Origin of the sequence: Citrobacter amalonaticus (genome assembly GCF_018252635.1) — a bacterium.
GTDB classification, from domain to species: domain Bacteria; phylum Pseudomonadota; class Gammaproteobacteria; order Enterobacterales; family Enterobacteriaceae; genus Citrobacter_A; species Citrobacter_A amalonaticus_E.
Map to the genome: position 1 here is coordinate 167870 of NZ_JAGTXM010000001.1, position 26588 is coordinate 194457.

Genomic DNA, 26588 nt, shown 5'->3' on the forward strand with positions numbered 1-26588 from the left:
GATAAAAATGACGACCACGATCCCGAATCTGATCTTTCAGGAAGAGACCAACGAGTGCGGCCTGGCGTGCGTGGCGATGCTGGCACAGACGCAGGGACAGCCCGTTTCGCTGGCAACATTGCGCGAGTGGTTTCCGGCCTCTGACCACGGAACCTCAATGGATACGCTGATGCGTATCCTGGCGCGACTGGGCATTGCGACAACGCCAGTGCTGTTTGAACACGATGAACTGAGCTCCCTGCCGCTGCCGGCCATTTTGCATTACGGCGCAAGTCACTACGTCCTGTTGGCCTGGCGCAAAGGCAACCACGTGTGCGTGATGAACCCGGCGATTGGTGAGCAGTGGCTGCCGTTTGCCGCGCTTAAGCAGGAGATCAGCGGCTATGCGCTGATTGTGGAACCTGAGCAGGCGTTTGCCGCAGACCCTGATTTACCGTTGTCAACAACCGCGGAGACCGCGCCGCAGGCGATGAGTATGCAGGAGACGGCGGCGGTGCCAGGGATCTATCGGCTGATGCTGCTGACCTTCCTCGTCTCGCTGACGCTGTTTCTGATGCCGACGATGGTGAGCAACGCCATTAACCAGGCCTTCTCCAGCGTGGCGAACAGCGACTTTCCCTACGGCTGGTTTATCCTGGCGTTTGTCGCCTCCTCACTGATGGCGCTGGGCGTACGGGTGATTAGCGAACGTTTTATCAAACGCTTTGTGCTGATCCACAGCGGCGTGGGGTTTTCTCGCCTGCTCCGCAACCCGCTGCGTTTTTTTGAAAAACGGGCGCCGGGGGAGATCTTCAGCCGCTTCACGGCCTGGCAGATTGGTCTGCTGCAAAAGATTGAACTGGATAATGGTCTGCGATCCGACTGGGTGATCTGTACGATCGCGCTGGCGATCATGTTCTGGATTGCGCCCGTGCTGGCGGCGATCTCCGCCGTCGGCGTCACGGTAATGGGGATCATCAGCGTCTGGGCGGTGATCCGCGACCGTTGGTTCACCCAGCAACTGCAACTGAAAAGCGCCACCCTGAACGATTTTTTCATGGAGACCATTCAGGGCATTTTGACCGTTAAAACCGCCGGACTGGAAGGACAGCGCCAGGGACAGTTCGCGGGTTTCAGTCGCGATCTGTTTTCGTGTCTGCAACGCCAGAAGATTTACCAGCAGGTGAAAGAGGGACTGTATCAGCTCACCGGGAGCCTGGAAATGGTGGTGTTTATGCTGGTGGTATTGCCGATGGTGCACAGCAAACTGATCTCATTGGGCGATTTTTTTGCCTATAGCTTCCTGCGGCAAATATTCACCTCCTACGTCACGCGGATCTTCTACGCCATCATCCAGAAATCTCAGTTGAATGTGATCGACACCCGCGCCCATGCGCTGTTTGCGCCACGGGACGAGGCGGCACCTGCTTCGCTGGCGGCGCAGCTTCCCGTCGATACGGTGCCGGATCTGACGTTTGCGTCGTTGTGCTACGGCTACGATCCCGCAAGGCCAGTGTTGTCGTCGGCTTCGCTGTCGCTGCGCGCGGGTGAGCAGATTGCAATTGTCGGTGAATCGGGTGCGGGTAAGAGCACCTTATTGCGTCTGATTGCCGGACTCTTTTCTCCGCAGGCGGGGGGCTGCTATGCCGCTGACACGGCGCTTACGGCGCCACAGCTGGCGCAGTTTGTCTGCCTGCAAAGTCAGGAGGACATTCTGTTTAATGCCTCAGTTCGCGAAAACATTACGTTGTTCGATGCGCACTACCGCGAACGCGACCGTGGGCGGATTGAGGCATTGCTGGATTCCCTCGCGCTGGGCGAGGTGGTACGTGGATTACCGGGCGGTATTGACGCCCTGATCCGCGAAAGTCACGCGGCGCTGTCGCTCGGCCAGCGTCAGCGGTTATTGCTGGCGCGCGCGCTGTACAGTTCCCGTCCGGTGTTATTGCTCGATGAACCGACTGCCAATCTTGATGACGATACGGCGGCCATTGTGATGGAAGCGATTCACGCGCATTGCCAGAAAGCCGGTAAGTCACTGATTGTGGTTACCCACAGCGATGCGATTCTGTCGCGTTTTCAGCGGGTTTATCAATTGACTGATGGCAAACTCAGCCCGCTGGAGGTCAACGTATGACGCCGAAATCGCGTTGGCTACTGATTGGCGGTGGTCTGGCGCTGGCCGTCGCGGTGAGTGCCACATGGGCGACGCTGGCGTCGCCTTCGCCGCAGGAGAGTTTACCGCTGGAGACCATTGGTACGGGCAATATCGAAAAGGTGGTGCTGGTGACGGGGGTGTTGAAACCGGCGGTGCAGGTTAACGTCGGCGCGCAGGTTAACGGACAACTGCGCAAGCTGTACGTGCGCCAGGGCGAAAAGGTGCGGAAAGGACAACTGCTGGCGGAAATTGACCCCACTTTGCAGGAGTCAGATCTCAACAATACGCGCGCGCAGCTGGCCAGTGCGAAAGCGCAAAAGCTGTCGGCGCAGGCGACGCTGTTACGTTATCGCCAGGAACTGAACCGCCAGCGCATGATGTTGCGTGACGGCTCTGCCGTGCGCAGTGAATACGAGCAGGCGAAAGCGCAATACGATGCGCAGGTGCAGCAAATTGACGTGAGCGACGCGCAGATTGTGCAGGCGGAGATGGCGGTGAAAACGGCGCAGGCCAACCTCAGCTATACCCGTATTGTGGCGCCTATCGACGGCGAAGTGCTGGGCATTGTCACCCGGGAAGGGCAGACCATCGTCTCCTCGCAAACGGCGCCGACCATTCTGGTGCTGGCAGATCTCGACACCATGCAGGTTCAAACACGCATTTCTGAAGCTGACGTGCAAAAAATCCATCCCGGTCAGCCGCTGCGCTTCTATGTCATCGCGAATCCGAATAAACGCTACGCCAGTACGATGGGCTTCGTACAGCCTGCGCCGCTGGAAGCGCTGGAAGCGCCCGGCGAGGGCAGCAGGGGCGGCAATCAACAGGCGATGGCGGTGTACTACACCGGCACCTTTGAAGTACCTAACGCCGGGCGCGAGCTTAAAACGTCGATGACGGCGCAGGTATTCATTCAGATTGCCGAAGCAAAGAATGTATTGCGCGTGCCGGTCGCGGCGCTCGGGCAGGCGCTGGACACTGAGCGCTACACCATCACTACGGTAGAAGACGGGAAAACGCGCACCCGCACGATCCGCATTGGGATCAACGACCGACAGTACGCCGAAGTGCTGGAGGGATTGCAGGCTGGCGATCGCGTGGTGCTGGCGCAGGACACGGTGCGAGGATAGCGGATGGAACCGATTATCGTTTTACGCCAGGTTTGCCGGACATTCAGCGCGGGAAGCGAGACGCTTGCGGTGCTAAGCGACATTTCATTGACCATCCACAGCGGTGAGATGGTAGCGATTGTCGGCGCCTCTGGTTCAGGGAAGTCCACGCTGATGAACATTATCGGTTGCCTGGACAAGCCTTCTTCCGGCGAGGTGTTAATCAACGGTACGCCGGTGCACGACGCTGACAGTTTGCACCTGGCCGATCTGCGCAGCCGCTATCTGGGGTTTATATTCCAGCGCTATCACCTGATGCCGTATCTGACGGCGGAAGAGAACATCGCCATTCCTGCGCTGTACACCGCGATGTCAGAGCCAGAACGCACTGCGCGAACCCAGCGTCTTGCACGTCAGCTTGGCCTGGAAAACCGACTCCAGCACCGTCCCGCCCAACTCTCTGGCGGGCAACAGCAGCGAGTGAGCATCTGTCGGGCGCTGATCAACGGTGCGCATATTATCCTTGCGGATGAGCCCACCGGCGCGCTCGACAGCGTCAGCGGCAAGGCGCTAATGGATGTGCTTCACCAGCTGCATGCGGCGGGGCATACGGTCATCATCGTCACCCACGATCGCGACGTTGCCCGGCAGGCACAGCGAATGATTGAGATCAGTGACGGGCGAATTATTCGCGACGTTCAGCACGCCGCCGTTCGCCGTCCGATTGCGTTGCCGGCGCAGGATAATGGACGTGCCTCGCTGGGACGCCGTCTTCATGAGGCAGTCCGTATGGCCTGGCGTTCGCTGCTCGGGCACCGGATGCGCGCGTTTCTCTCCATGTTGGGGATCATTATCGGCATTGCGTCGGTGGTGTCGTCGATGGCGGTAGGCGAAGGCGCACGGCAGGCGATCATGAGCGAGATTGGCAAACTGGGAAGCACCACGCTGGAGATCTATCCCGGCACGGGGTGGGGCAGTAAGCGTCCCGATATGGAGCGCGCATTGTCGATGGATGATGTGCGCAGTTTGCAGGCGCTGCCGTGGATCATGGGCGTCTCGCCGGTGGTCAGCAGTACAACGCTCGCGGTTCGCAAAGGGCTCGACTCCTCTATGATGCTCTCTGGGGTTTCTCAGGACTTTTTCGCTCTTCAAGGGCTGCGTTTTGTGCAGGGAAATGGCTTTACCGCGCGCGACGTCGCGGAAGGCGAACCGGTGTTGATTCTCGATGAAACCGGGCGCGATACGCTGTTCCCCGGTGGAGAAAATCCGCTTGATGAGATTGTTCAGATAGGCGGCGCGCCGTGGCGGGTGATCGGCGTGGCGACACGTCCCGGCCCGAAAGTGGTGGGCGGATTTATGGCCGCCTGGGTTCCACATACGTCATTACAGCAGCGACTCACCGGCGAAAAACCGTTGGAATCGTTGATTCTGCGTTTTCTGCCGCCGCTGGAACCGCATGAGGCGGCTCAGCGGGCGGAACGTCATCTGCTGCGGGAACATGGCAGGAAGGACTTCTTTATCCAGACGGACGATCAACTGGCGAACGCGCTGCAAAAGACCTCTGACTCTATGTCGCTGTTGATCACCGCCATTGCAGCGATCTCCTTACTGGTAGGCGGCGTCGGGGTGATGAACATCATGCTGGTGTCGGTAACCGAACGGACCCATGAAATTGGCATCCGCTTATCCGTTGGCGCGCGTCCCTCGGACATCATGAACCAGTTTCTGATTGAGGCCGTGATGATCTGCGCCCTTGGTGGGCTGCTCGGGGTGCTCGGGTCGTGGGTGGCGGGACATCTTTTCGCCTTTGCAACCGATGCGTTCTCCATGGTGTTCACCGCGTTTCCGGTGCTGATGGCCTGTGGGTTTTCTGCCCTGATCGGCCTGACATTTGGCTATTTCCCGGCGCGCAGAGCGGCTCGCCTCAACCCAACTGAGGCGCTGGCTCGCGAATGAAAAGACGGCTTGTATTGCCCGCACTTTTATTGCTTGCGGGGTGTAGCTCACTGACCCGTAGCGACTATCAGCGTCCGCTGCTGTCATTGCCCGCTCTATGGCAACCTGCTACCGACAACGTGTCGGAATATGGCTGGCAGCGTTTTGGCGATCCCCGGCTGTCGCGGGTGATTGAACAGGTGCTGGAAAGCAATAACGATCTCGCTGCGGCGGCCATCACCGTGCAACAGGCGCGTGTGGCTGCGGGGTTGACGGACACCAATATGACTCCCGATGTGGCGGTCAGCGGTTCAGCCAGTAACAGCAAAAACGTGCGTCGGGGAACCTCCGCGCAGGAAAACTACAGCAGCGGCATCACCATCACCTGGGAACTGGATCTGTGGGGGAAACTGGCGCGAATTCGTGAACAAAGTGAATGGGAAGCGGTGGCGAGCGAGCAGGATTACCATGCGACGGTACTCACTACGATGGGGACTACCGCCCAGCTTTACTGGCGTATCGCGCTGTATAACCAGCAGATTCGCAATCAGCGTGACGGTCTGGCGATCTCGCAACAGACCGTGCAGCAGGTGCAGTCATGGTTTAACGCCGGGAAGGTTAGCCAACTTGATGTGTTGCAGTCGCAGCAGTCTTTGTTGGAACGAGAGAATCAGTGGCGAACGCTGGTTCAGCAGCGCCAGAACACGCGCAATGCGCTGGCACTGTTGCTCAACAGACCGGCAGAGCAACATGCGGATGAATCGCCTGCGCTGGATGTCAACCAGCAGGTGCCGATTGCGCAAAAAACACCGCTGCGGGTGATCGCGCAGCGGCCTGACATTCAGGCCGCCGAGTCTCGCCTGCGCGCAGCCCTTGCGGGTTACGACGCCTCACGGCTGCAGTTTTATCCCGCGCTTTCTCTGGATGCCTCATTGAATGCCGGCAGCCAGATCTTCAGCCAATGGTTCAGCGATCCGATCCGCTCGATTGGCAGCGCGCTGACGCTGCCATTTATCCAGTGGAACACCCAACAGCTCACCGTGAAACAGGCGGATCTCGCGGTAAAACAGGCGGCAATAACCTTCCGCTCGACGGCCTACGCCGCGCTCGCCGAAGTAGATGAAGCGATGGAAAACCGCGTGAGTGCTGATGAACAGCGTGCACGACTTCACCAGTCGTTGGCCCTCAGCCAGCGACGTTTAACCCTGACGGAAAGCCGCTATCGCGCGGGCGCCGTGGATTTTCAGACGCTGTTGAACGCGCAGGACGATCTGTTGACGACAGAGAACTCCCTCGCACAAACCCAATACGACTACCTCTACGCCACGTTGCAGCTCTGGCTGGCGCAAGGGGGTGGCGAAACGCAATACAGGATGATGCAACATGAAGCTGAATAATGAAGTTAAGCGGGTCGTCGTTACCGGGTATGGCGCCGTAACCCCGCTTGGGGCGTCGGCTGATGAGAGCTGGCAGGCGATAATGGATAACCGGCTGGGTTATCGCTATGTCGATAAAACGGCATTGAATATCAACACCCATTTTCTCGGGCTAGTGGATAACGAACCGAGCCTTGCAGGGGTTCCTGCGATTATTCGCCGTCGGCTGCCGCGTTTTGCCCGGCTGACCGTCGGCGCGGCGCGTCAGGCGATAACGATGGCTTTTGGCCTCAGGCCGCCACAGGAGTACTACAGCACGCTCGATTGTGGCGTGATCATGGGGACCGGCTGGGGGGGACTGGACGAAAGCTACGACGCACAAAGTGAATTTGCAAGCACGGGTGTCGCCTCGCCGTTTAACTGTTTTTATTCGATGCCCAGCGTCACCACCGCGGCATGCAGCCAGTTCTGGGGGCTCAATGGCTATCAGAATACGGTCATTGCCGCCTGCGCGACGGGGACGATCGCCATTGGCGACGCTTACGAGGTGATTCGCAGCGGCAGGGCGAAGATGATGCTGGCCGGTGCTGGAGAGTCTCTCACCAGCCACTGCGCGGTGTGGAACATTGACGTGCTGGGCGCGCTGAGCAAGGAGTCATCGGATCCGCAGCGCGCCAGTTGTCCGTTCAGCGCCCATCGTAGCGGCTTTGTGCTGTCGGAAGGGGCGGCGGTGCTGTGCCTGGAAGAGCGAGAAGGGGCGCTGGCGCGCGGCGCTACCATTCTCGGCGAGATTACAGGCTACGCCAACTTCTCTGATGCCTGGGATTTCACTTCACCGGCGGAAGACTGTCTTGCCCGCGTGCAAACTATTACCCACGCGCTGCAACAGGCGGAACTGAAACCGGAGCAACTCGACTACATCAACGCGCACGGTACCTCCACGCCGCTGAACGATATCAATGAAACGCAGTCGCTAAAAATGGCGTTGGGGGACGCGGTGTGGTCCATTCCGGTTTCCAGTACAAAATCGTACTCCGGGCACTTAATCTCCGCGGCGGGCACCTTCGAGAGCATCGTCTGTTTGCAGGCGATTGCCAACGGCATTATCCCCGCAACGGCGAATTTCCAGCAGGCGGATGAGTGCTGCGATCTGGATTATGTGGTTGAAGGCCATCGTCCGGGCAATGTTCGTCGCACGCTGAACCTGAGCTTCGGCTTTGGTGGCGCGAATGCGGCGTTGATTCTGGAGAAGCACGTATGATGCCTCTCCATTACAATCAACAGGATGCCCGACGCTGGGCCGCGTTTTCGGGCGATTACAATCCGGTGCATTTTGACGAGGCGTGGGTGAAAGCGCGGGGGGGACGCGGGCTCAGCGTGCATGGGATGCGTGCCTTGCTGGACGTAAAACGGTTTATCAGCCCACCGGTCGACGACGCACCGTATCTGAAATGTACTGTGCGTCTGCGCCGACCGCTGTGGCGGGATACCGCCTATCGCCTGATGCGCGATATGAATAAGCGTGTTGCGGCGTCAGTGCGCGAATTCTCTGCCGAAGAGGCCTGCCTTTCCTGTCAGCTCACGCCAGAAAAACACCTACCGCTTATTGACGGCGAAAGCCAGCGCGTGCTGGATTCTTCGGCGCTGGCCGCGTTGCATCAGACGTTCATGCCGCTGCTTCCTGACGCCCAACAGTGGCATTTTCTCGACGCCCTGTTGTTTCGCCATCTTCTTCAGGATACGGCGTTGTTACGCCAGCAGGCCATTGCCACCCTGCTGCCGGCGTGTCGGACGCTGGATGCGCTGTTTGCTCTCTTCCCTGTCGTACAGACCCATCAGGAAGTCATTTTCGACAGCCATCTGTTGGCTCCCTGGCGAGCAGAGTCGTTACCGGAAAAGCTTGAGATCGACACGTTGCCTGCCCTGGTGGTCGGCGACCTTGCGAGTGGCGCGGTAGTGGTGCGAATTGCCGCACGAACCTGTTATCAACATCACTACATTAGCAATGCCGTGACGCTGAAAGTCGGCGCACTGACAAAAGGAAAATCGAATGAACCAGCATGAAATAATCTACGACAAAATCAGTGAAATGATCTGTGACGCAAAGGACCTGACGCCCGATGCTCTGACGCCAGAGACGACGCTGCCCGAGCTGGAGCTGGACAGTCTCGACTACGTTGAGCTGATGGTGCTGGCGAAGCGTGAATTTAACGTCACGCTTAACCCCGAGATGTTCATGAAAAATCCCACCATGACGCTTCGCGAACTCAGCCAGCGCATTGCGCAAGAAATGGCAGGTTGATATGGCAAAGAAATGGATGCTCATCACCGGCGGCAGTCGTGGGATCGGCCAGGCGTTGGTGAGTCACTTATTGCCCGAGTGGAACATCGTCTTTACCGGTCGTAACGAGGTCGGTATCGCTCGCACGCTGGACATCGCGCAAAGCCAGAGTACGTCGACCTGGGTGAAAGGATTTCGCTGTGACGGCAGCGATGAGGCCAGCGTTGAGCAGTTAGCTATATCGCTGCTTGATACCTATGGCCCGCCGGCCGCCATCATCCATAACGCTGGCATGACGAATGATGCGCTGCACATCCACCAGAAAGCGCGCGACTGGCAAGAGGTGCTGGGAAACAATCTGGTTGCGGTGGTGAACTGGAATCGTCTCCTGCTGCCTGCCATGATGACCCAGGGCAGCGGATCTATCGTGTTTATGTCGTCCGTGACGGCCATTAAAGGCAATAGCGGGCAGACGGCCTATGCCGCCAGCAAAGCGGCGATGATTGGCCTGACGCGTTCGCTGGCGCGAGAAGTGGGGCGCTTTGGTATTCGGGTTAACTGTCTGGCTCCGGGACTGATTGAAGGCGAAATGGTGGAGGCCATTCCGGAAGCCCGATTGAAAGCGATGCGGCAGAATATTCCGCTGCGCCGTCTCGGGCGCACGCAGGATGTTGCTCGTGCGGTCTCGTTTCTGGTCGGGGAAGGGAGTCGCTATCTCACCGGCCAGACGCTGGTGCTGGATGGTGGTTTGTCCGCCTGAGAAGGAGAAACCGCGAGGACGACGTCTCGCGGTTCAGGACAGGCTGAGTCGGTTTATTCTCTGGACCAGGGCGCGTCGCTCTTTGACGGACTCCTGAAAGATCTGCAATAAAGCCCCACTGTTTTGGCGCACAATGACTGCCAGTTCGGGGGTGATTTCTGCGGTTTCCCCTACGCGCGCTTTGAATTCTGACGACAAAGTGACGCCCTGCAGCAATGATGCCAGCCAGATGCTGGCTTTCAGAATCCTCACCTCTGGAGGATGCGTCGCTTTGGCAATCACCGCCTTTTGGATCTGGCACCAGCGGGCAATATCCCGAATGGCTTCAATAGGATAGAGTTCATCCCAGACGGCATTATCTTCCCCGGTATGCGCTGGCGCGGCGCACAGCGCCAGAGACGTCAGGTTGTGGAGTAAGCCTCCTATTTCGATTTTCAGGCACTGAACCGGAGGGATCCCCATTTCTCTGGCCAGAAAACCGGATATACGTCCCACGACCAGGGAGTGCTGGACGCCGTTCTGACTGAACCCATCAATAATAAACGCCAGCATGGTGGCAATATCGCGAAAGTTATGCAAAGAGATAGAGTCGTTATGGATGCGGGGGATATCCTGAATGTAATCATCGAACTCTGTGGATTTAATTTTTAACCAGAAGTGCTCGCAGTTTGCTATTTTTCTGAATGCGTTAATAAACTCGGGGTTATACAAGATGTGTTCGCCGCCAACAATTATATTAATAATTTCATCTTTAACCGATATTATATCGCTGGAGCGGTAATGAGCGATTAAAACATCCAGACGATCTGCCAGATATATGACATGGCTCTCTTTGGGCACTTTTTCCCCGTTAATGTGGTCGCCTTTTCCATTGTCCCAATGGGTGTGGTGATAGCGGACAATGGGACTTAACGGGGTCAATAAAGGGACGCTGGCCAGTAATTCAGCGCCTACGGCCGCGTGGTCATTGAGTTCATTGTCATAATAGCTGAGGGGCTGAAGACGCGACTCTTCGTTTAACCCTCCAATATCATGAAGCAGCGCCGCCAGCAGGGTTTTCCTGCACTGTGCAGGCGTGAACCGGGATTCCCGGGCCAGGTGCCAGGCAATAAATGCCGTTCTGACATGATGCAGGTTAAGCCTGGGGTTAATCATGTCTATTATTTTTGAGATGCAAGCCAGTGATTCTATTAATTTTATATTCATATAATGAGCAATTTAACTTTCGCTGTGCTTCATGAAAGAAAACCACGCAACTTAATCTCGTTTGCAACCATATTGCGGGAATGCGTGGTTACCAAATAGTATGACATTTTTATTGATTTTTTTTAGAAAAATTATTTTATCGTTCGAGCCTTTACCAAATAACAAACTATTAGCAATCTCATCATCAACATTGTCAGTATTATCATGTATGGTTTTGACACTTATTATCTTATACAGATTCGCATTAGCATTGTACGTTTCATATTTCATTTTGAGCGTCCGCGAGATTAAATACTTTTTTTCATTATGTGTGAGAAGGCCATCAATATTGACAAGAAGTTGCTCGTCCGTCATGTGAGCAAAAATTAACCCTTCGGCCTGAATGTTGTCGCCGTTGATACTCTGAATGACAGAAAATTGTGACTCGCAAGAGAAAACCGGAGCCCGGGTGAAACAGTAAACTGCGCCAATCAATAAGAGACCGACACAGCTCAAAAGCAAGAGAGCTTGTTTAGGCATTATTTTTTTCTCTGTAATAAAAACTCATGCAACTGTCTTTATCACATTTGATCAGGAGCAATTGTACAGTATCGCCCAGGGTACCTTTTACCTGCTGCTTGTAAATGTACAACTCCTTTTGCTGTGAACAATCGAATGGTTGCGGGACATAAGCAAAACTTTTTGTCACCTCTCGCAACGAGAGTGATGAGGGCATAAAAATGACGCACTGGCCCTTAATCATTTTTTGTATATCGGTGTCGGCCCTGAATGACTCGGGATTTATTATGAGCAGGAGAAAGGCGATTGCCAGGGCGATAATGCGGGTAAACCGCTTAAGACCGGGGTTTTGCAGTTTAACGGGTTGTTCCTCAGGCTCCTTTTCTTCGAGAAATGGCGTTCGATACTCACGATCGTTATTGATAATGGCATCTTCTGCTATTTTGAAGCCAATACGGGGAACCGTGACAATGATTTCTTTTGCGACACCCAGATCGTTCAGGTTTCTACGCAATGTCGAGATATATTGATTTAGATTACTATTTGACGCTCTGGCACCATATTTATCAAAAACGGCCTGAAAGATTTCATTTCTCGAAAGGATATCACCGTGGTGATTGAGTAATTCTGCCAGCAGGCGCGCAGAGGTTTGGGATAATTCAACGCAATCCCCAGTCAACAGGTTTACGAGGGACGCATCCTCTGTGTCAAAAGTGATAAATCCCTCAATGTCGAACCTCATGTTCATCTCCACCCTAAACCTTGCTTTTCTCTAACATACAGTTTTATTTTAATAAAAAGGTGTAAATGTTAGATAAAAATCCTGAATTTACTTTCATCTCAAGCTAATGTTGCTGGTTGACACAGGGGAACGCATACTGCTAACACCTTCAAAATCCAGGAGTCTGCAATGAAACTCTCGCTGTGTGCATATAACCCGGGTGCAGTACATCCAGGCTACAACGTACCTCATGACAATCTGCAGAGATTAGCTGCGGAAATGGGTATAAGTGATCTGACGATGATCAGGGATCCGGAACAAGTTTTTATTCTCAATCTATTAAAAGATCACTGTACACAAGGACTGTCTACCAGAGAGCTTGCCGATCTGTGTGGCGTTTCAATTTATAAAGTCAGACACTTACTTCTTCCGCTGGAGAAATATGGTCAGGTTATAAGAGATAAAATGCAAAAACATCATCAGTGGTTTTTGTCAAAGGACTCTACAGATATTGATTGGTATTCTAACAAGGGGTATTTTCATTTGCAACAATGACCGGAAAGTCAATTAGATAACACTGAGAATATGGAGAATACTGTTTATTATCTCGCGAACTATTAGGAAAAATCCCAATAAAACTTTAATATTCTCACGCCAGTACTATTGTCTTTTGCATTGTACATAGATAGCGTCCGGCCCGTTTTTACCGGTAAGAACTCGAGTAATACTTAACACTTTTTAATGGTGTATTACATTTGTGGTTAGTTTGCTTATCGGATGCCCGTGAAACATAGTGTCAACGGGCAATGATTTTTCGTTCATGTTCTTTATACCCGGGTAGCGATTTTTCATCCGACGCTGCCAGATCACAGCACAGACAACGTGCTTTCGTGTTGGCGAGGTTATACGTGGCTACGGATGCCGCACTCAATACGTTGACCGATAAAAGTATACCGGAATGGGTAATCTCCTTTAATAATCCAAAATATGACCACATTAAAATAGTAAACAAGGTCAAATACAGTATTGAAGCACCATTGATCCAAGCCAGTACGCTTTTCTGGGGGGATATTGTCATCAATATTGAATCCTTTAGATAGCATCATCACAGCCCTTACCATAAATCAAACATTCACTATCGGCACATAAATCCGATAGTGATACTGATGCACTTTAATGATTAGGGCTTTGTTCATCCTATGAAGCCTGGCCACAGCATTCAGTGAAACTGAACAATTTATTAGCCATTCTTAATTTATATCATTGAAAACTAATAGGTATTTTTATGGTTTTAATATTGACTTAAATCAATTTACGATCATGTTATTCACAATTTCCTGTGAATTTCACATGTCGCGACATAAATGTTCGTTTGTGGTGCTTTCGACAGGTTGTTTTGCTGATGTCTCAGTACTATCTGCTATCATGGTTTAGATGAATATTCTTAGTATTTCCATTATTCAGAGTAAAAGATCGGTAAATTTGATATTAAGCCGATCATTATTCTATTATCTCGTATTGGAATGGTAGTGTGAAAAGTAAACACAGCGATAAACCGAGGGATGATGAGATGGCTGACAGCTTCCAGAATGAAGTGCCTAAGGCACGTATTAATCTAAAACTTGACCTGCATACGGGGGGAGCAAGCAAGAAAACGGAACTCCCCCTGAAATTACTTGTTGCGGGTGATTTCAGTAATGGCCAGGAATCCGCGCCATTATCTGAGCGTAAAAAAGTTAACCTGAACAAAAATAACTTCGACGCAGTCCTTTCTGAATATTCCCCAAAAGTAAATCTTACCGTTAAAAATACCCTTGCAGGTGACGGGAGCGAAGACAACATCAGTCTGACATTCCAGAACATGAAGGATTTTTCTCCAGAGCAGGTCTCCCGGCAAATACCGCAGCTGAAGGCCATGCTTTCCATGCGTAATTTACTGCGCGATTTAAAGGCGAATCTGCTGGATAACCAGGCTTTCCGAAAAGAACTGGAAAAAATTCTGCTCGACCCCGCATTAAGCGCCGAACTCAGAGACGAACTCTCAGCCCTGGCTCCCAAACAGCCATAACGGTCACGATGTTTAACGGATAAATAAGGAAGATGTTGATGTCTGTAAATAATGAGAATGTCACGGGTGGCGAGAGCGTGGTCCTTGAGCGTCCTGCTGCAGGTGGGGTTTATGCGTCCCTGTTTGAAAAAATCAATCTGAACCCTGTCACTGAGTTGAGTGCACTGGATATCTGGCAGGACGCGCAGGCGATGTCAGATGCGACTGCGGATGAACGCTTAACGGCCGGAATGCAGGTGTTTCTCGAATGCCTGAAAAAATCGGGCTCAAAAGTGGAGAAACTCGACAAAAATCTAATTGACCACCATATCGCGGAGCTGGATTACCAGATCAGCCGTCAGCTTGATGCGGTGATGCACCATGAAGAGTTTCAGGCGGTGGAAAGTCTTTGGCGCGGCGTGAAATCACTGGTCGATAAAACTGATTTTCGCCAGAACGTGAAAGTTGAACTTCTGGATATTTCTAAAGAAGACCTGCGTCAGGACTTTGAAGACAGCCCGGAAATCATCCAGAGTGGTTTGTACAAACACACCTACATTGATGAGTATGACACACCGGGCGGTGAGCCCATTGCTACGCTGATTTCCGCTTACGAGTTTGATGCGTCTGCACAGGACGTGGCCCTGTTGCGCAATATTTCGAAGGTGTCTGCTGCAGCGCACATGCCGTTTATCGGCTCTGCCGGCCCGAAATTCTTCCTGAAAGACACCATGGAAGATGTGGCGGCGATAAAAGACATTGGTAACTACTTTGACCGTGCTGAGTACATCAAGTGGAAATCTTTCCGCGAAACGGATGATTCCCGCTATATCGGTCTGGTGATGCCGCGTGTATTGGGTCGTCTGCCGTATGGTCCGGACACCGTACCGGTTCGTAGTTTCAATTACGTCGAAGAAGTGAAAGGCCCGGATCATGACAAATACCTGTGGACCAACGCCTCGTTTGCCTTTGCGTCTAACATGGTACGCAGCTTCATCAATAATGGCTGGTGTGTACAAATTCGCGGTCCGCAGGCGGGTGGCGCCGTTCAGGACCTGCCAATCCATCTGTACGATCTGGGCACCGGCAACCAGGTGAAGATACCGTCTGAAGTGATGATCCCGGAAACCCGCGAATTTGAATTTGCGAACCTGGGCTTTATTCCATTAAGTTACTATAAAAACAGAGATTACTCCTGTTTCTTTAGCGCCAATTCCACCCAAAAACCCGCGCTTTACGATACCGCCGATGCAACGGCCAACAGCCGCATCAATGCGCGTTTGCCATACATCTTCCTGCTGTCCCGTATCGCGCACTACCTGAAGCTGATCCAGCGTGAAAACATCGGCACTACCAAGGATCGCCGCCTGCTGGAGCTGGAGCTGAATACCTGGGTTCGCAGTCTGGTGACGGAAATGACCGATCCAGGTGACGAGCTGCAAGCCTCTCATCCGCTGCGTGATGCGAAAGTGGTGGTGGAAGATATCGAAGATAACCCGGGCTTCTTCCGCGTGAAGCTGTATGCGATCCCGCATTTCCAGGTGGAAGGGATGGACGTCAACCTGTCGCTGGTTTCCCAGATGCCAAAAGCCAAATCGTAAGGCAGGGGGAAAATCAGGGATGAAGATTTATCGTCCATTATGGGAGGACGGGGCCGCGCTGGCCCCGCAACAGTTCCAGCAGCAGGACCGCTGGAACGCACATATTGCTGATACGATCGCAGGGATGGGGATTTCCCATCCCTGGGGCGTGGTAAATGTCGAGTTTGATGACGCCACCCTGGCGTTGTCACGCCTGAATGCCACCCGTATGGTGGTGCGTTTCCAGGATGGCACAATTGTTGATACGACACTGGCAGATAATCTTCCACCGGTCTGTGATTTGTCAGTCGCAAGCGGCTCTGGCGCCATTGAGGTGCTTGTGGCATTGCCGCTACTGAGCGCCAGTGGCGGTAATCTGGACAATGGTCAGGACAGTGAACGGCCGCGTCGCTGGAAAGCTGAGCGCGTCGTGGTCCAGGAGCTGGCCGGGTATGAAAGCGGTGAACTGGCCATTCTGCGTAATGCCATCACCCTTCGTTTGTCCATCCAGGAAAATACCGCGTATTTGACCTGTCCGGTTGCCCGCCTGACACGTAACGTCCAGGGGCAGTGGTGCCGTGACCCGTCCTTTATCCCGCCTATGCTTTCGGTTTCTGCCTGCCCTGCGCTTGTCGCTGAACTGGGAGACCTGCTGGTTCGTCTGCAGGCACGTCGCCGGCGCCTGATGGCGATGCGTCGCGAAAGCAACGAACGTCTGGCCGATTTTGCGGTGGCCGATGTCTCTCTGTTCTGGCTGCTCAATGCCCTGAATAGCGCCGAGCCGGTACTGGCCGAACTGCTGCAGACCCCGGGACGTCACCCTGAATTGCTGTACCGGGAACTGAGCCGACTTGCCGGCAGCCTGCTGACGTTTTCACTGGAGCACGATGCCGGTGACATTCCTGCTTATCAGCATGATGCGCCTGAACGCGTGTTTCCGCCGTTGCTCACACTGCTCGATAAGCTGCTGGAAGCGAGCCTGCCGTCACGGGTGGTGAGTATCCATCTGGAGCATCAGGATCAGATCTGGAAAGGTGCCCTGCACGATGCGCGCCTGCGCGAAGGGGCGGATTTCTACCTCTCCGTACGCTCCTCCATGCCGAACCATGAGCTTCAGACGAAATTCCCGCAGCTGTGTAAAGCGGGCAGCTTTGAAGATGTTTCGGATGTGGTGAATGTGGCCCTGAGCGGGATGGTTATCAAGCCGCTGACCCATGTGCCGGCCGCTATCCCGTTACGCCTTGAGAACCAGTATTTCTCGCTGGATCTGAGTAGTGAGGCAGCGCGGGCGATGCTGGAAGCGGGAAGCTGCACCTTCTATACCCCACGCTCGCTGGGGGATGTGAAACTTGAACTCTTTGCGGTGCTGCGCACATGAATAAATCCAGTCTCAGTCAGATCGAACAGATTTTCTACCCCGGATGGTTAATGGTCAGTCAGCTACGTGGTGGGCAGGAAGTCCGGGACGGGGAAGTTCTTTATCGCCGGGCCTGTCGTCTGGTTCAGGACGCACGAACGGCGCTTTCGGATGCAGGTTACAGCGACATCAGCCGCGACCATATGGTGTATGCCCTGTGTGCCTTGCTTGATGAGAGCGTGATGAACCGGGGAACGACCGATGATGGTTACCTGACCTGGCGTCGTGATCCACTGCAGGCCCATTTCTTCGGTACCCTGAACGCCGGTGAGGATCTTTGGGAGCGGATTCGCAATTTGCTGAAAGAGCCCGCACCGGACATGGCCATACTGACCTGTATGTACCGTACCCTGCAACTGGGGTTTGTCGGCCAGTACCGTGAGCAGGATGACGAGCATCGTGAAGATGTGATGCGTGCTCTGGGGGAACGGGTGCCTGCCTTTACGCTTGCCCAGGATGCACCGGTTGTCGTTAGAGCCTCCCGCCTGCGCAGTGGCCGCCGCTTGTACTGGCTTTCCTGGATTGTCGGGTCGGCGGTACTGGCTGCGCTGTGGTTTATTCTCTCCTCCTCCCTCACCGAACTGGTGAGCCAGACGGTCAGGCCGGGGTAAACGATGCGTGATGTTTACCGGAGTCTGTTAACCGCGCTTACGGGCATACTGTCGCTGTGGCTCATCCTGGGATTCTGGCCACTGTCCACGGGCAGCCGTGTGGCACTCAGCCTGCTGGTTGTGCTGGTGTCCGGGGTGATGCTCTGGCGTCAGCGCCGGGCTTCTCAGGCACGGGCGACCGCTGTCCGGGAAATTGTGGATGAAAATCTGCCGCCGGAAGATTTTCAGGGTGCGGTGATCCTCGTCTGTGGCGATAACGCCCCACTGTTTGTGTCCGGCTCCCGTCACCGGGAAACCCGGCAGGGCTGGTATCTGTGGGTGAAGGATGCGGAGCAGTTGCCACTCCTGGCACAACACCTGAGCCTGGCGCGCCCGGCCCTGGTATCGCAAATCTCCGTCATGCTGGCGATGGTGCCTGAGCTGCACACATCCGGTGATGATTTAACCCAGTCTCTACGAGGCTGGCAGCGAGCAGTCTTACAGTGCCGCACGGCATTCGGCACGACCCCTCCGCTGTGGACCGTGACCTGGGTATCACCGCCGGCAGCCTGTGCTGACGCGGAGCCGGTCTGGTTTACAACGGTCAACAACCGGGCAGGCATTCAGGTGTATCAGCCCGGACGGGGTAATTTGTCACTGACTGACTGGATTCGTGAGACGGATGCTGCAGAACGGTTCTCCCGTCTGAGTCAGGGACTGTGGCTGGATAGTCTGCTTGCCTGGCAGAATACCGCTGTAAATGACCTGCTGTCGGTACGTCAGGGGGAACTGCCTGCTCTGAAGCCGTGCGTGCAGGGGCTGTGCATGGTGCCGGTGAACGGTGTCGTCGGTAACCTCTGGCAACAACACATCACCTCCGTGACCGCGCTGCCACCGGATGCCGCGGTGGCCTCCGAACCACTGCCGCTGCCAGAACTGCTGCTGCCGGCGTTGCCGCGCCGACGTGGCGTCAGCCGCAGAATGGTGTTCTGGCGTTACGCCGGATTACTGGGCGGGATTTTCCTCGCGCTGGCGATGCTGGCGTCGTGGGTGAACAACCAGCGGTTGATCCGCAATATCGGCGACCATCTTGCCTTATACCACCACCTCACTGGTACACCGGTTGCACCGAAACTTCGTGCCCAGCAGCGACTGCGGGCCGACGGCGCGTTGCTGGATGACTGGCAGCGTCGCGGGGAGCCACTGCGTTATCGTCTGGGGCTGTATCAAGGGCTACGCCTGATTCCGCCCGTTGAGGCTGCCGTCAGTGACTGGGCTCCACCACCGCCCCCGCCGCCCATCATTAAAAAAATCATTCAGGGACCGAAAACCATTCGCCTCGACAGCATGTCGCTGTTCGATTCGGGTAAATACGACCTCAAACCCGGCTCCACCAAAATGCTGGTTAATTCTTTGGTCGGCGTTAAGGCGAAGCCGGGCTGGCTGATTGTGGTGGCTGGCCACACGGATAACACCGGCAATCCAGAACGGAACCAGACGCTGTCTCTGAAACGTGCCGAAGCGGTGCGCGACTGGATGCGTGACACCGGTGATGTACCGGAAAGCTGTTTTGCGGTGCAGGGCTATGGCGAGAGCCGTCCGATCGCAACCAATGACACCCCGGATGGGCGTACGCTCAACCGCCGTGTCGAAATCAGTCTGGTACCGCAGGCCAATGCCTGTCAGATACCGGGCCAACCCAAAGCGTCATCGCAGGATGATGGCGCATCACAATACAATGGAGAGTAATTCCATGGCAATTCCAGTTTATCTTTGGCTGAAAGACGACGGCGGCGCGGATATCAAGGGTTCTGTTGACGTTCAGGACCGTGAAGGCAGCATCGAGGTTGTCGCTCAGAAGCATAACCTGTACATCCCGACCGATAACAACACCGGTAAGCTGACCGGTACCCGTATCCACACGCCGTTCCTGTTCACCAAGGAAATAGACTCCTCCAGCCCGTACCTTTACAAGGCGGTGACCACCGGTCAGACCCTGAAATCCGCTGAGTTCAAATGGTACAAAATCAACGACGCGGGTCAGGAAGTGGAGTACTTCAACACGAAGTTAGAAAACGTGAAAGTAGTGAAAGTGAATCCGGTGATGCACGACATCAAGGATCCTTCTTTCGAGAAACACAACCACCTCGAGCAGATTGAACTGCGTTACGAAAAAATCACCTGGACCTACAAAGACGGCAACATCATTCATTCCGATTCCTGGAACGAACGCGCCACCGCGTAAGCCTGATGCGGACAGGGCCCTGTCCGCAATTTTTTGCTGAGCGTCGGTTAACACGGGCGCTGCGCAAAGAATCACACAATCTGCCTGCCTGACCTGATGCGCTTTGGGTTCCTGATGAACAGGGAACAGCGAAGGGCGGTAGCGTGCCCGGGAATCATCAAGAGAGAGAAAAATGGAAAACTCAGCCGTCCTGTTACGTCGCCTTAATCCTTACTGCGCCCGCGCGCTGGAAGGCGCCGCGTCCCTGTGTCAGACCCGTGCGCATGCGGAAATTCTGCCGGAGCACTGGTTGCTGAAGCTGCTGGAGCAGGGGGAAGGCGACCTCACGGTGCTGGCGCGCCGCTACGAGTGGGATATGGACGGCATGTGGCAAGCGCTGCTGGGCTGGCTGGACGGGCTTCCGCGTTCGGTGCGCAGCCGCCCACAACTGGCAAATTCTCTCAACACGCTGCTGAAGCAGGCATGGATGGCAGCGTCATTGCAGGGTGAGGAACAAATCCGCAGTCTGCATCTGATGATGGCGCTGATTGAGAGCCCGAAGCTTATCCACTGCGATGGTCTGTGGCCGCTGCTGACATTAGGTCAGAGCCAGCTTGAGCGCCTGCGTCTGCTGCTCGATGCACAGTCCGACGAACGCCCGGAGATGCAGCAGGAAGCGGAACTGGCACAGAGCCATAGCGGGGATGTGGAATTTGTCGGTCGCCCGGTCTGTGCGGATATGAAGGAAGGTGAACTCAATCCGGCGCTGCAGAATGCGCTGGATAAATTCACCCTCGACGTCACCGCCAAAGCGAAAGAGGGCAAAATCGACCCGGTCTTCGGCCGCGACACCGAAATTCGCCAGATGGTGGATATTCTCTCCCGTCGTCGCAAGAACAACCCGATTCTGGTCGGCGAACCGGGTGTCGGTAAAACGGCCCTGGTTGAAGGCCTGGCGCTGCGTATAGCAGAGGGCAACGTGCCTGAATCTCTCAAGCCAGTCATCCTGCGTACCCTTGACCTCGGCCTGCTGCAGGCGGGTGCAGGTGTGAAAGGCGAATTTGAACAGCGCCTGAAAAACGTCATTGATGCGGTACAACAGTCGCCGGTACCGATTTTGCTGTTTATCGATGAAGCGCATACCATTATCGGTGCAGGCAACCAGGCTGGCGGCGCCGATGCCGCTAACCTGCTGAAACCGGCCCTGGCGCGTGGCGAACTGCGTACCATCGCAGCCACCACCTGGTCTGAATACAAACAATACTTCGAGCGCGACGCTGCGCTGGAGCGCCGCTTCCAGATGGTGAAAGTGGACGAGCCGGATGACGACACGGCGTGTCTGATGCTGCGAGGCCTGAAATCCCGCTATGCCGAACACCACAACGTGCATATCACCGACGACGCGGTTCGTGCGGCGGTCACGCTTTCCCGCCGCTATCTGACTGGTCGCCAGCTACCGGATAAGGCGGTAGATTTACTTGATACCGCCAGCGCCCGCGTGCGCATGAGCCTTGATACGGTGCCGGAACAGTTGACCCGCATCCGCGCGCAGATGACGTCGCTGGAAATGGAGAAGCAGGCGCTGCTGGAAGATATTGCGGTGAGTAATCATTCACACGGTGAACGCCTGACGGCCATCGAACGGGAAGAGAACGCGCTGATTGTGGAACTCGACGAACTGGAAACCCGGTACGGAGAAGAGCTCACACTTACCGAAAAGCTGCTGGAAAGCCGCCAGGATATTTCCCGCCAGAGTGAAACACACGCGCTGCAACAGGAGCTCAGTCAAATACAGCACAGCAACCCGCTGCTCTCCGTTGATGTGGACGTGCGCACTGTGGCCACCGTGATTGCAGACTGGACGGGTGTGCCGCTGTCGTCACTGATGAAAGATGAGCAGACCGAACTGCTGACGCTGGAAAACGAAATCGGCAAACGCGTGGTGGGCCAGGACACTGCCCTGAACGCCATCGCTCAGCGCCTGCGCGCCGCGAAAACCGGGCTGACGTCCGAGAACGGCCCGCAGGGCGTGTTCCTGCTGGTTGGCCCGAGCGGGGTGGGCAAAACTGAAACCGCGCTGGCGCTGGCCGACGTGATGTATGGTGGCGAAAAATCCTTAATCGCCATCAACCTGTCGGAATACCAGGAGCCGCATACCGTTTCCCAACTGAAAGGCTCGCCTCCGGGCTATGTTGGCTACGGTCAGGGCGGCATTCTGACCGAAGCGGTGCGCCAGCGCCCGTACAGCGTGGTACTGCTCGATGAAGTGGAAAAGGCACACCGCGACGTGATGAACCTGTTCTATCAGGTGTTCGACCGAGGTTTTATGCGCGATGGCGAAGGGCGCGAAATCGACTTCCGTAACACCGTCATTCTGATGACCTCCAATCTCGGCAGTGACCATCTGATGCAGCTGCTGGATGAAAACCCGGAAGCCACCGAAGCAGACCTGCACGAACTGCTGCGCCCGATTTTGCGCGATCACTTCCAGCCGGCACTGCTCGCCCGCTTCCAGACTGTGATTTATCGTCCGTTAGCAGAAGCTGCCATGCGCACCATCGTGGAAATGAAGCTTTCGCAGGTTTGCAAGCGCTTACATCGTCACTACGGCCTGACCACGCAGATTGACGAGAGCCTCTACGACGCACTGACCGCCGCCTGTCTGCTGCCGGATACTGGCGCGCGCAACGTCGACAGTCTGCTCAATCAACAAATTCTGCCGGTGCTGAGCCAGCTGCTGCTGACCCACATGGCCGCCAGACAAAAACCACAATCGCTATGCCTTAGCTGGAGTGAGGAAGAAGGGATTGGGCTGGAATTTTCAGGCGCGACTGAACGCTAATCCGGAGGCAGGGAATGACCATTCATGATGCCAGCAAGAAGAAAAAGAAGGACGACAAGAATCAGGACGACGATTCCGTCAGAAAACTGACCGCTGGGGAAGTCGCCTTAGCCAGAACGGTATTCGGTAACCGGATCGATTATGAGAAGGTGAAAATTCATCATGGCAGTTATCTGCCGTTTAATGCACAGGATGCCAATACGGCAATGACGCCAAATGGTGAAATATATTTCATTAATCAGTACCGGGATGATTTTTCACAGTCGACGTATTCGCTTCAACATATGTTTATTCACGAAATGAGTCATGTCTGGCAGCGTGAAAAAGGAATGAATGTTATTGGAAGAGGGCTTGTGAGCTGGCTTGTCAGTTATCGCTATACGCTTGATGGTCGCCTGCTGAGTGACTATCCGATGGAGCAGCAGGCACAGATTATTGCCGATAATTTTGTTTTACAGACATTTGGCTATGAAATCTGGTGGCACCTTGAAAATAAAAAATATCCCGATATTACGCTTGATGGTGACACGTCTGAGGCGGTAATACGCGAAGGGTATAAAAATTCTCTGAGAGGTTTCCCATGGTAAGCGTGAGCCATTTTCGAAAAATTATCTTTATCGTTTCATTAGGCATGTCTTCGGTAGTCCTGACAGGGTGCCCAGGGCCTGGCGACAGAATGAGCCTGGATGAAACTGCACAGGTGAGCAGGCAGGGTAATGACGTCTGCATGAGTATTAATGATGCGCGAGATTATCAGCCTGCAGACATGGGGATCAATCTTCGGGGAACGCCGCCTGGAGAGAAAAAATTCAACTTCTCGCCAGGACTTAAGATTGTTGATGGTGCATTGTGCATTCCTCCGTCTTACCACCATTTCATGGATGGTAATAAATACATTATTGAATTCGTGCTTCATTCAGCAAGCAACAAAGATGAACCCCGGAATTTCGTTGTCGGTATAGGTGTTAATAAAACCCAAGTATATAACTTTCCTTTGACCGATCGCGAAATATCAAGGCCATATGGCTCGATTGAAGTCTCTGAATAGTGTCCCGGTATAACGCCATGAAGGTTTTTATCTTTTTAACTTTAGTGGTTGCGGGAGTGCTGTTTCTTCCGGATACGTGTTTTTACACATTTGTTAAGCGCTTTACCCCCATTAGCGGCGACGGCGAATACGGCATGAATAATTTTGAAATGACCGTTTTGCTGATGAAAACCCTCGCCTGTACCCTCGGGGCTGGAGCCGTAATCACGCTTTTTCGTACTCGCTGAGCACCCTGATTAAACCTGTTACTTGCCCGTCGGCAAGAAAGTCATGGACTGCAGGTTATCCCATGGAGTCAATATCATGAGTCTGACAGATACGCTTAAGAACACCCTGTCTGCGCTAACTGAAGGCGGGCTGAACCGCTATCGCCTGGATATTCCGTCCTGCACAGCTTCACTGGATGTGGAAGAGTTTAACGGTAAGGAGTTCATGAGTGAGCTCTACTACTACGACGTTATCTTTACCAGCAGCGATCAGAATATCAGTTCAGCGCAATTGTTGACCAAACCTGCCACACTGACCATGGGAACCGGGCCTCTGATGGGGTTGACCGGGCAGAAAGTGGTGCATGGCGTGGTGACGCATTTTAAGCGTATCAGTGGCTCACGTGACCAGGCGACGTACCAGATTATTATTGAGCCGTTCCTGTCTTTGCTGCGTAAGCAATTCCGTACCCACCGCTTTTTCGTCAACAAATCGGTCCCGGAAGTGGTGGCAGAGGTGCTCACGGAGCATGGTCTGAAAGGCTGGGAGTATGAGTTCACCCTCAAAGCCGACTATCCAAAGCGGGAACAGATTAACCAGTATCAGGAAAGTGACCTGGCGTTTATTGAACGCCTGCTGGCCGAAGTGGGGATATTTTACTTCTTCACTCTGCAGCCCGACACCCGGACTGAAGTGGTGCACTTTGCGGACAAGCAAAGCGCCTGGACGTTCGGTAAAACGCTGCCGCTCAACAGCCCGTCGGGGACGAATGATAATGCGGTGGATTCAGTGTGGGGCATCAACGTCCGGCACAATGTGGTGGAGCGTTCGGTTACCGCCAGTGATTATAACCACCGGGAGGCGCAGAACATCCTGACGTCCGTTCCGGCGGACATGACCCGCGGCGATGGTGAGGGGATTACCTATGGTGACGTTTATCACTACCGCCCGCGTCACCTTGAGCGAGGCGACAAAATTAACCCGACGGCAGAAACCGGTAACTTTTGGGCGCGCCTGGAGCATGAGCGCTTCCTGTCCACCCAGACCACGGTGACCGGCAGCAGTACCGACTATACCCTCGGTCCGGCCCAGGTGCTGACCATCACCGAAACGGCCATACCGCCGACGTTACCCCGTGAAACGGAAAATGGCGTCGTCATTACCCGCACGGGCTATATAGCCAGCCGTAAAGATGCCCTGCTTGTGACGTGGGAAGGGATGCCTTACTACGAGAACCGCTGCTGGCGTCCGGAGCTCAAAAAGCGCCCGGTGGTCAGCGGCACCCTGATGGCGCGCGTGACCAGCGCCAAGGATAACGATATCTACGCCTGGCAGGATGCTTCCGGCATGTACCGGGTGAAGTTTGATGCTGACCGCGACGATAAACGCCAGGGCATGGAAAGCATGCCGGTGCGTTTTGCCAAACCTTACGGTGGTGACAAGTACGGCTTCCACTTTCCGCTGATACAGGGTACTGAAGTCGCCATTGCCTTCCATGAAGGCGATCCGGATCGTCCGTATATTGCTCATGCCCTCCACGACTCCCGCCATGTTGACCATGTCACTGAACTAAACAGCACGCGTAACGTTATCCGTACAGCCGGCCTGAACAAGCTGCGGATGGAAGATAAGCGCGGCGAGGAGCACGTTAAGATCAGTACCGAATACGGGGGCAAGACGCAGCTTAATTTAGGTCATAATGTAGACGCATCCAGGAAACTTCGCGGCGAAGGTGCAGAGCTTCGTACTGACCGACACGTTTCCATTCGCGGTGGGGCTGGGGTATTTATCACAGCAGATAAGCAAACACTCGCCGGGGACAAGATGCTCTCCATGAAGGAGGCCATTGCCCAACTGGAAAATGCTCTGACGATTGCAAAAAGTTTGTCATCTGCTGCTGAAGGGGCCGATGCCCTTCCAGCAGATACTGCGAGTCAGCAGACTCTTAACGCAGCTCTCAAAGAGCTCGCTAAACCGGGGATCATATTGAATGCGCCTGAAGGGGTGAGTATCACCAGTCCTCAGGCTGTGCGTGTAGCTTCTGGTGCAGCCAGTGTAGGGATCATGTCCCAGCAAAATACTGATATCAGCGCGCTCAAGCGCTTTACTGTGGCTGCGGGTGAAGCAGTGAGTATGCTGGCCCGAAAAGCCGGAATGAAACTTTTTGCCGCTAAGGGAAAAATTGAAATTCAGGCACAGGATGATGCGCTTGAGGCTATTGCGAAAAAAGACGTCACGGTGACCAGTGTGGAAGGCAAAGTAGTCATCACGGGTGCAACAGAGCTGGTTGTTAACTGTGACGGTGCATTTATGAAGCTGGCAGGTGGAAATATGGAGCTCGGGGCCCCGGGCAATATTTTACTGAAGTGTGCCAACGTTCAGAAAATGGGAAGTGCGGATTATGACGCACCTAAACCGGAACTTCCGCAAGGGTATAGCGAGAACTTTGTTGCACAAGATAAGGAATCTGGCGATATCCTGGCTAACACGCGATACCGGATAACCACTGCTGATGGTTCTGTTTATGAAGGGCGCACTGATAGCGAAGGTAAGACGGCTGAAATATTCGGTGCGGCAAAAAGCAAAATCAATATTGAACTGCTCGGTGGCTAA

Annotated in this window: 23 protein-coding genes; 20 read left to right on the forward strand and 3 right to left on the reverse strand. The window is 54.4% G+C overall.

The features are described from left to right. Window positions 1–7: 7 nt before the first annotated feature. From KE671_RS00765 to KE671_RS00800, 8 genes are read left to right on the forward strand one after another with little or no spacing between them, the layout of a single operon-like run. On the forward strand, window positions 8–2116 hold the full coding sequence (locus tag KE671_RS00765) for a peptidase domain-containing ABC transporter (RefSeq protein ID WP_206161307.1): 2109 nt from the start codon (window positions 8–10) through the stop codon (window positions 2114–2116). Then, entirely contained in the window at window positions 2113–3264 is a 1152-nt protein-coding gene (locus KE671_RS00770) for an efflux RND transporter periplasmic adaptor subunit (RefSeq protein ID WP_206161308.1), read from the forward strand. Before KE671_RS00765 ends, KE671_RS00770 begins: the two co-directional genes overlap by 4 nt. Before the next feature lie 3 nt (window positions 3265–3267). Then, a complete protein-coding gene (locus KE671_RS00775; RefSeq protein WP_206161309.1) occupies window positions 3268–5199 on the forward strand; it encodes an ABC transporter permease in 1932 nt (643 codons plus the stop codon). Then, window positions 5196–6575, forward strand: a complete 1380-nt coding sequence (locus tag KE671_RS00780; protein ID WP_206161310.1) for a TolC family protein — start codon at window positions 5196–5198, stop codon at window positions 6573–6575. Before KE671_RS00775 ends, KE671_RS00780 begins: the two co-directional genes overlap by 4 nt. Beyond that, a complete protein-coding gene (locus KE671_RS00785; protein ID WP_206161311.1) occupies window positions 6562–7815 on the forward strand; it encodes a beta-ketoacyl-[acyl-carrier-protein] synthase family protein in 1254 nt (417 codons plus the stop codon). Before KE671_RS00780 ends, KE671_RS00785 begins: the two co-directional genes overlap by 14 nt. Continuing rightward, a complete protein-coding gene (locus KE671_RS00790; RefSeq protein ID WP_206161312.1) occupies window positions 7812–8618 on the forward strand; it encodes a MaoC/PaaZ C-terminal domain-containing protein in 807 nt (268 codons plus the stop codon). The genes KE671_RS00785 and KE671_RS00790 overlap by 4 nt, the downstream gene beginning before the upstream one ends. After that, a complete protein-coding gene (locus tag KE671_RS00795) occupies window positions 8605–8856 on the forward strand; it encodes an acyl carrier protein (RefSeq protein ID WP_206161313.1) in 252 nt (83 codons plus the stop codon). The genes KE671_RS00790 and KE671_RS00795 overlap by 14 nt, the downstream gene beginning before the upstream one ends. Before the next feature lies 1 nt (window position 8857). Further along, a complete protein-coding gene (locus KE671_RS00800) occupies window positions 8858–9595 on the forward strand; it encodes an SDR family NAD(P)-dependent oxidoreductase (protein ID WP_206161314.1) in 738 nt (245 codons plus the stop codon). A 33-nt stretch (window positions 9596–9628) separates the two neighbouring features. On the opposite strand, the gene KE671_RS00805 is transcribed toward KE671_RS00800, so the two are convergent. From KE671_RS00805 to KE671_RS00815, 3 genes are read right to left on the reverse strand one after another with little or no spacing between them, the layout of a single operon-like run. Continuing rightward, window positions 9629–10801 (reverse strand): HD domain-containing protein, encoded by a 1173-nt coding sequence (locus tag KE671_RS00805; protein ID WP_206161315.1) that lies wholly within the window; start codon window positions 10799–10801, stop codon window positions 9629–9631. 51 nt (window positions 10802–10852) lie between these two features. Beyond that, entirely contained in the window at window positions 10853–11320 is a 468-nt protein-coding gene (locus KE671_RS00810; RefSeq protein WP_206161316.1) for a FidL-like protein, read from the reverse strand. Beyond that, the gene (locus tag KE671_RS00815; protein WP_206161317.1) at window positions 11313–12041 is read right to left on the reverse strand and encodes a winged helix-turn-helix domain-containing protein; all 729 of its coding nucleotides are present in this window, start codon (window positions 12039–12041) and stop codon (window positions 11313–11315) included. The genes KE671_RS00810 and KE671_RS00815 overlap by 8 nt, the downstream gene beginning before the upstream one ends. A gap of 168 nt (window positions 12042–12209) precedes the next feature. Here KE671_RS00815 and KE671_RS00820 point away from each other — a divergent pair, with 168 nt between their 5' ends. From KE671_RS00820 to KE671_RS00875, 12 genes are all read left to right on the forward strand, one after another. Then, window positions 12210–12575, forward strand: a complete 366-nt coding sequence (locus KE671_RS00820; RefSeq protein ID WP_206161318.1) for a FaeA/PapI family transcriptional regulator — start codon at window positions 12210–12212, stop codon at window positions 12573–12575. Between the two features lie 1015 nt (window positions 12576–13590). Beyond that, entirely contained in the window at window positions 13591–14088 is a 498-nt protein-coding gene (tssB, locus tag KE671_RS00825) for a type VI secretion system contractile sheath small subunit (RefSeq protein WP_206161319.1), read from the forward strand. Window positions 14089–14120: 32 nt separating this feature from the next. Continuing rightward, window positions 14121–15668: a type VI secretion system contractile sheath large subunit gene (gene tssC / locus KE671_RS00830; protein ID WP_206161320.1), complete on the forward strand. Its 1548-nt coding sequence runs from the start codon at window positions 14121–14123 to the stop codon at window positions 15666–15668. Window positions 15669–15687: 19 nt separating this feature from the next. Next, on the forward strand, window positions 15688–17025 hold the full coding sequence (gene tssK / locus KE671_RS00835; RefSeq protein ID WP_206161321.1) for a type VI secretion system baseplate subunit TssK: 1338 nt from the start codon (window positions 15688–15690) through the stop codon (window positions 17023–17025). Further along, on the forward strand, window positions 17022–17675 hold the full coding sequence (tssL, locus tag KE671_RS00840) for a type VI secretion system protein TssL, short form (RefSeq protein ID WP_206161322.1): 654 nt from the start codon (window positions 17022–17024) through the stop codon (window positions 17673–17675). The genes tssK and tssL overlap by 4 nt, the downstream gene beginning before the upstream one ends. 3 nt (window positions 17676–17678) lie before the next feature. Beyond that, window positions 17679–19403 carry an OmpA family protein gene (locus KE671_RS00845; RefSeq protein ID WP_206161323.1) on the forward strand — a complete coding sequence of 575 codons (1725 nt, stop codon included), beginning with the start codon at window positions 17679–17681 and terminating at the stop codon, window positions 19401–19403. A gap of 4 nt (window positions 19404–19407) precedes the next feature. Then, window positions 19408–19899, forward strand: coding sequence for an Hcp family type VI secretion system effector (gene hcp / locus KE671_RS00850; protein ID WP_206161324.1), 492 nt, complete (start codon window positions 19408–19410; stop codon window positions 19897–19899). Window positions 19900–20071: 172 nt separating this feature from the next. Next, window positions 20072–22720: a type VI secretion system ATPase TssH gene (gene tssH, locus KE671_RS00855; protein ID WP_206161325.1), complete on the forward strand. Its 2649-nt coding sequence runs from the start codon at window positions 20072–20074 to the stop codon at window positions 22718–22720. A 14-nt stretch (window positions 22721–22734) separates the two neighbouring features. Continuing rightward, entirely contained in the window at window positions 22735–23307 is a 573-nt protein-coding gene (locus KE671_RS00860; RefSeq protein ID WP_206161326.1) for a type IV secretion protein Rhs, read from the forward strand. 44 nt (window positions 23308–23351) lie between these two features. Beyond that, complete coding sequence (locus tag KE671_RS00865; RefSeq protein ID WP_206161886.1) at window positions 23352–23768, forward strand: putative T6SS immunity periplasmic lipoprotein; 417 nt, start codon at window positions 23352–23354, stop codon at window positions 23766–23768. 17 nt (window positions 23769–23785) lie between these two features. Next, window positions 23786–23995, forward strand: coding sequence for a hypothetical protein (locus KE671_RS00870; RefSeq protein ID WP_206161327.1), 210 nt, complete (start codon window positions 23786–23788; stop codon window positions 23993–23995). A 76-nt stretch (window positions 23996–24071) separates the two neighbouring features. Beyond that, window positions 24072–26588: a type VI secretion system Vgr family protein gene (locus KE671_RS00875; protein WP_206161328.1), complete on the forward strand. Its 2517-nt coding sequence runs from the start codon at window positions 24072–24074 to the stop codon at window positions 26586–26588.

Excerpts from the sequence above, each read along its gene's own strand:
- KE671_RS00765 (WP_206161307.1), top strand. The coding sequence starts at position 8 with ATGACGACCACGATCCCGAATCTGATCTTTCAGGAAGAGACCAACGAG.
- KE671_RS00770 (WP_206161308.1), top strand. The coding sequence starts at position 2,113 with ATGACGCCGAAATCGCGTTGGCTACTGATTGGCGGTGGTCTGGCGCTG.
- KE671_RS00775 (WP_206161309.1), top strand. The coding sequence starts at position 3,268 with ATGGAACCGATTATCGTTTTACGCCAGGTTTGCCGGACATTCAGCGCG.
- KE671_RS00780 (WP_206161310.1), top strand. The coding sequence starts at position 5,196 with ATGAAAAGACGGCTTGTATTGCCCGCACTTTTATTGCTTGCGGGGTGT.
- KE671_RS00785 (WP_206161311.1), top strand. The coding sequence starts at position 6,562 with ATGAAGCTGAATAATGAAGTTAAGCGGGTCGTCGTTACCGGGTATGGC.
- KE671_RS00790 (WP_206161312.1), top strand. The coding sequence starts at position 7,812 with ATGATGCCTCTCCATTACAATCAACAGGATGCCCGACGCTGGGCCGCG.
- KE671_RS00795 (WP_206161313.1), top strand. The coding sequence starts at position 8,605 with ATGAACCAGCATGAAATAATCTACGACAAAATCAGTGAAATGATCTGT.
- KE671_RS00800 (WP_206161314.1), top strand. The coding sequence starts at position 8,858 with ATGGCAAAGAAATGGATGCTCATCACCGGCGGCAGTCGTGGGATCGGC.
- KE671_RS00805 (WP_206161315.1), bottom strand. The coding sequence starts at position 10,801 with ATGAATATAAAATTAATAGAATCACTGGCTTGCATCTCAAAAATAATA.
- KE671_RS00810 (WP_206161316.1), bottom strand. The coding sequence starts at position 11,320 with ATGCCTAAACAAGCTCTCTTGCTTTTGAGCTGTGTCGGTCTCTTATTG.
- KE671_RS00815 (WP_206161317.1), bottom strand. The coding sequence starts at position 12,041 with ATGAGGTTCGACATTGAGGGATTTATCACTTTTGACACAGAGGATGCG.
- KE671_RS00820 (WP_206161318.1), top strand. The coding sequence starts at position 12,210 with ATGAAACTCTCGCTGTGTGCATATAACCCGGGTGCAGTACATCCAGGC.
- tssB (WP_206161319.1), top strand. The coding sequence starts at position 13,591 with ATGGCTGACAGCTTCCAGAATGAAGTGCCTAAGGCACGTATTAATCTA.
- tssC (WP_206161320.1), top strand. The coding sequence starts at position 14,121 with ATGTTGATGTCTGTAAATAATGAGAATGTCACGGGTGGCGAGAGCGTG.
- tssK (WP_206161321.1), top strand. The coding sequence starts at position 15,688 with ATGAAGATTTATCGTCCATTATGGGAGGACGGGGCCGCGCTGGCCCCG.
- tssL (WP_206161322.1), top strand. The coding sequence starts at position 17,022 with ATGAATAAATCCAGTCTCAGTCAGATCGAACAGATTTTCTACCCCGGA.
- KE671_RS00845 (WP_206161323.1), top strand. The coding sequence starts at position 17,679 with ATGCGTGATGTTTACCGGAGTCTGTTAACCGCGCTTACGGGCATACTG.
- hcp (WP_206161324.1), top strand. The coding sequence starts at position 19,408 with ATGGCAATTCCAGTTTATCTTTGGCTGAAAGACGACGGCGGCGCGGAT.
- tssH (WP_206161325.1), top strand. The coding sequence starts at position 20,072 with ATGGAAAACTCAGCCGTCCTGTTACGTCGCCTTAATCCTTACTGCGCC.
- KE671_RS00860 (WP_206161326.1), top strand. The coding sequence starts at position 22,735 with ATGACCATTCATGATGCCAGCAAGAAGAAAAAGAAGGACGACAAGAAT.
- KE671_RS00865 (WP_206161886.1), top strand. The coding sequence starts at position 23,352 with ATGTCTTCGGTAGTCCTGACAGGGTGCCCAGGGCCTGGCGACAGAATG.
- KE671_RS00870 (WP_206161327.1), top strand. The coding sequence starts at position 23,786 with ATGAAGGTTTTTATCTTTTTAACTTTAGTGGTTGCGGGAGTGCTGTTT.
- KE671_RS00875 (WP_206161328.1), top strand. The coding sequence starts at position 24,072 with ATGAGTCTGACAGATACGCTTAAGAACACCCTGTCTGCGCTAACTGAA.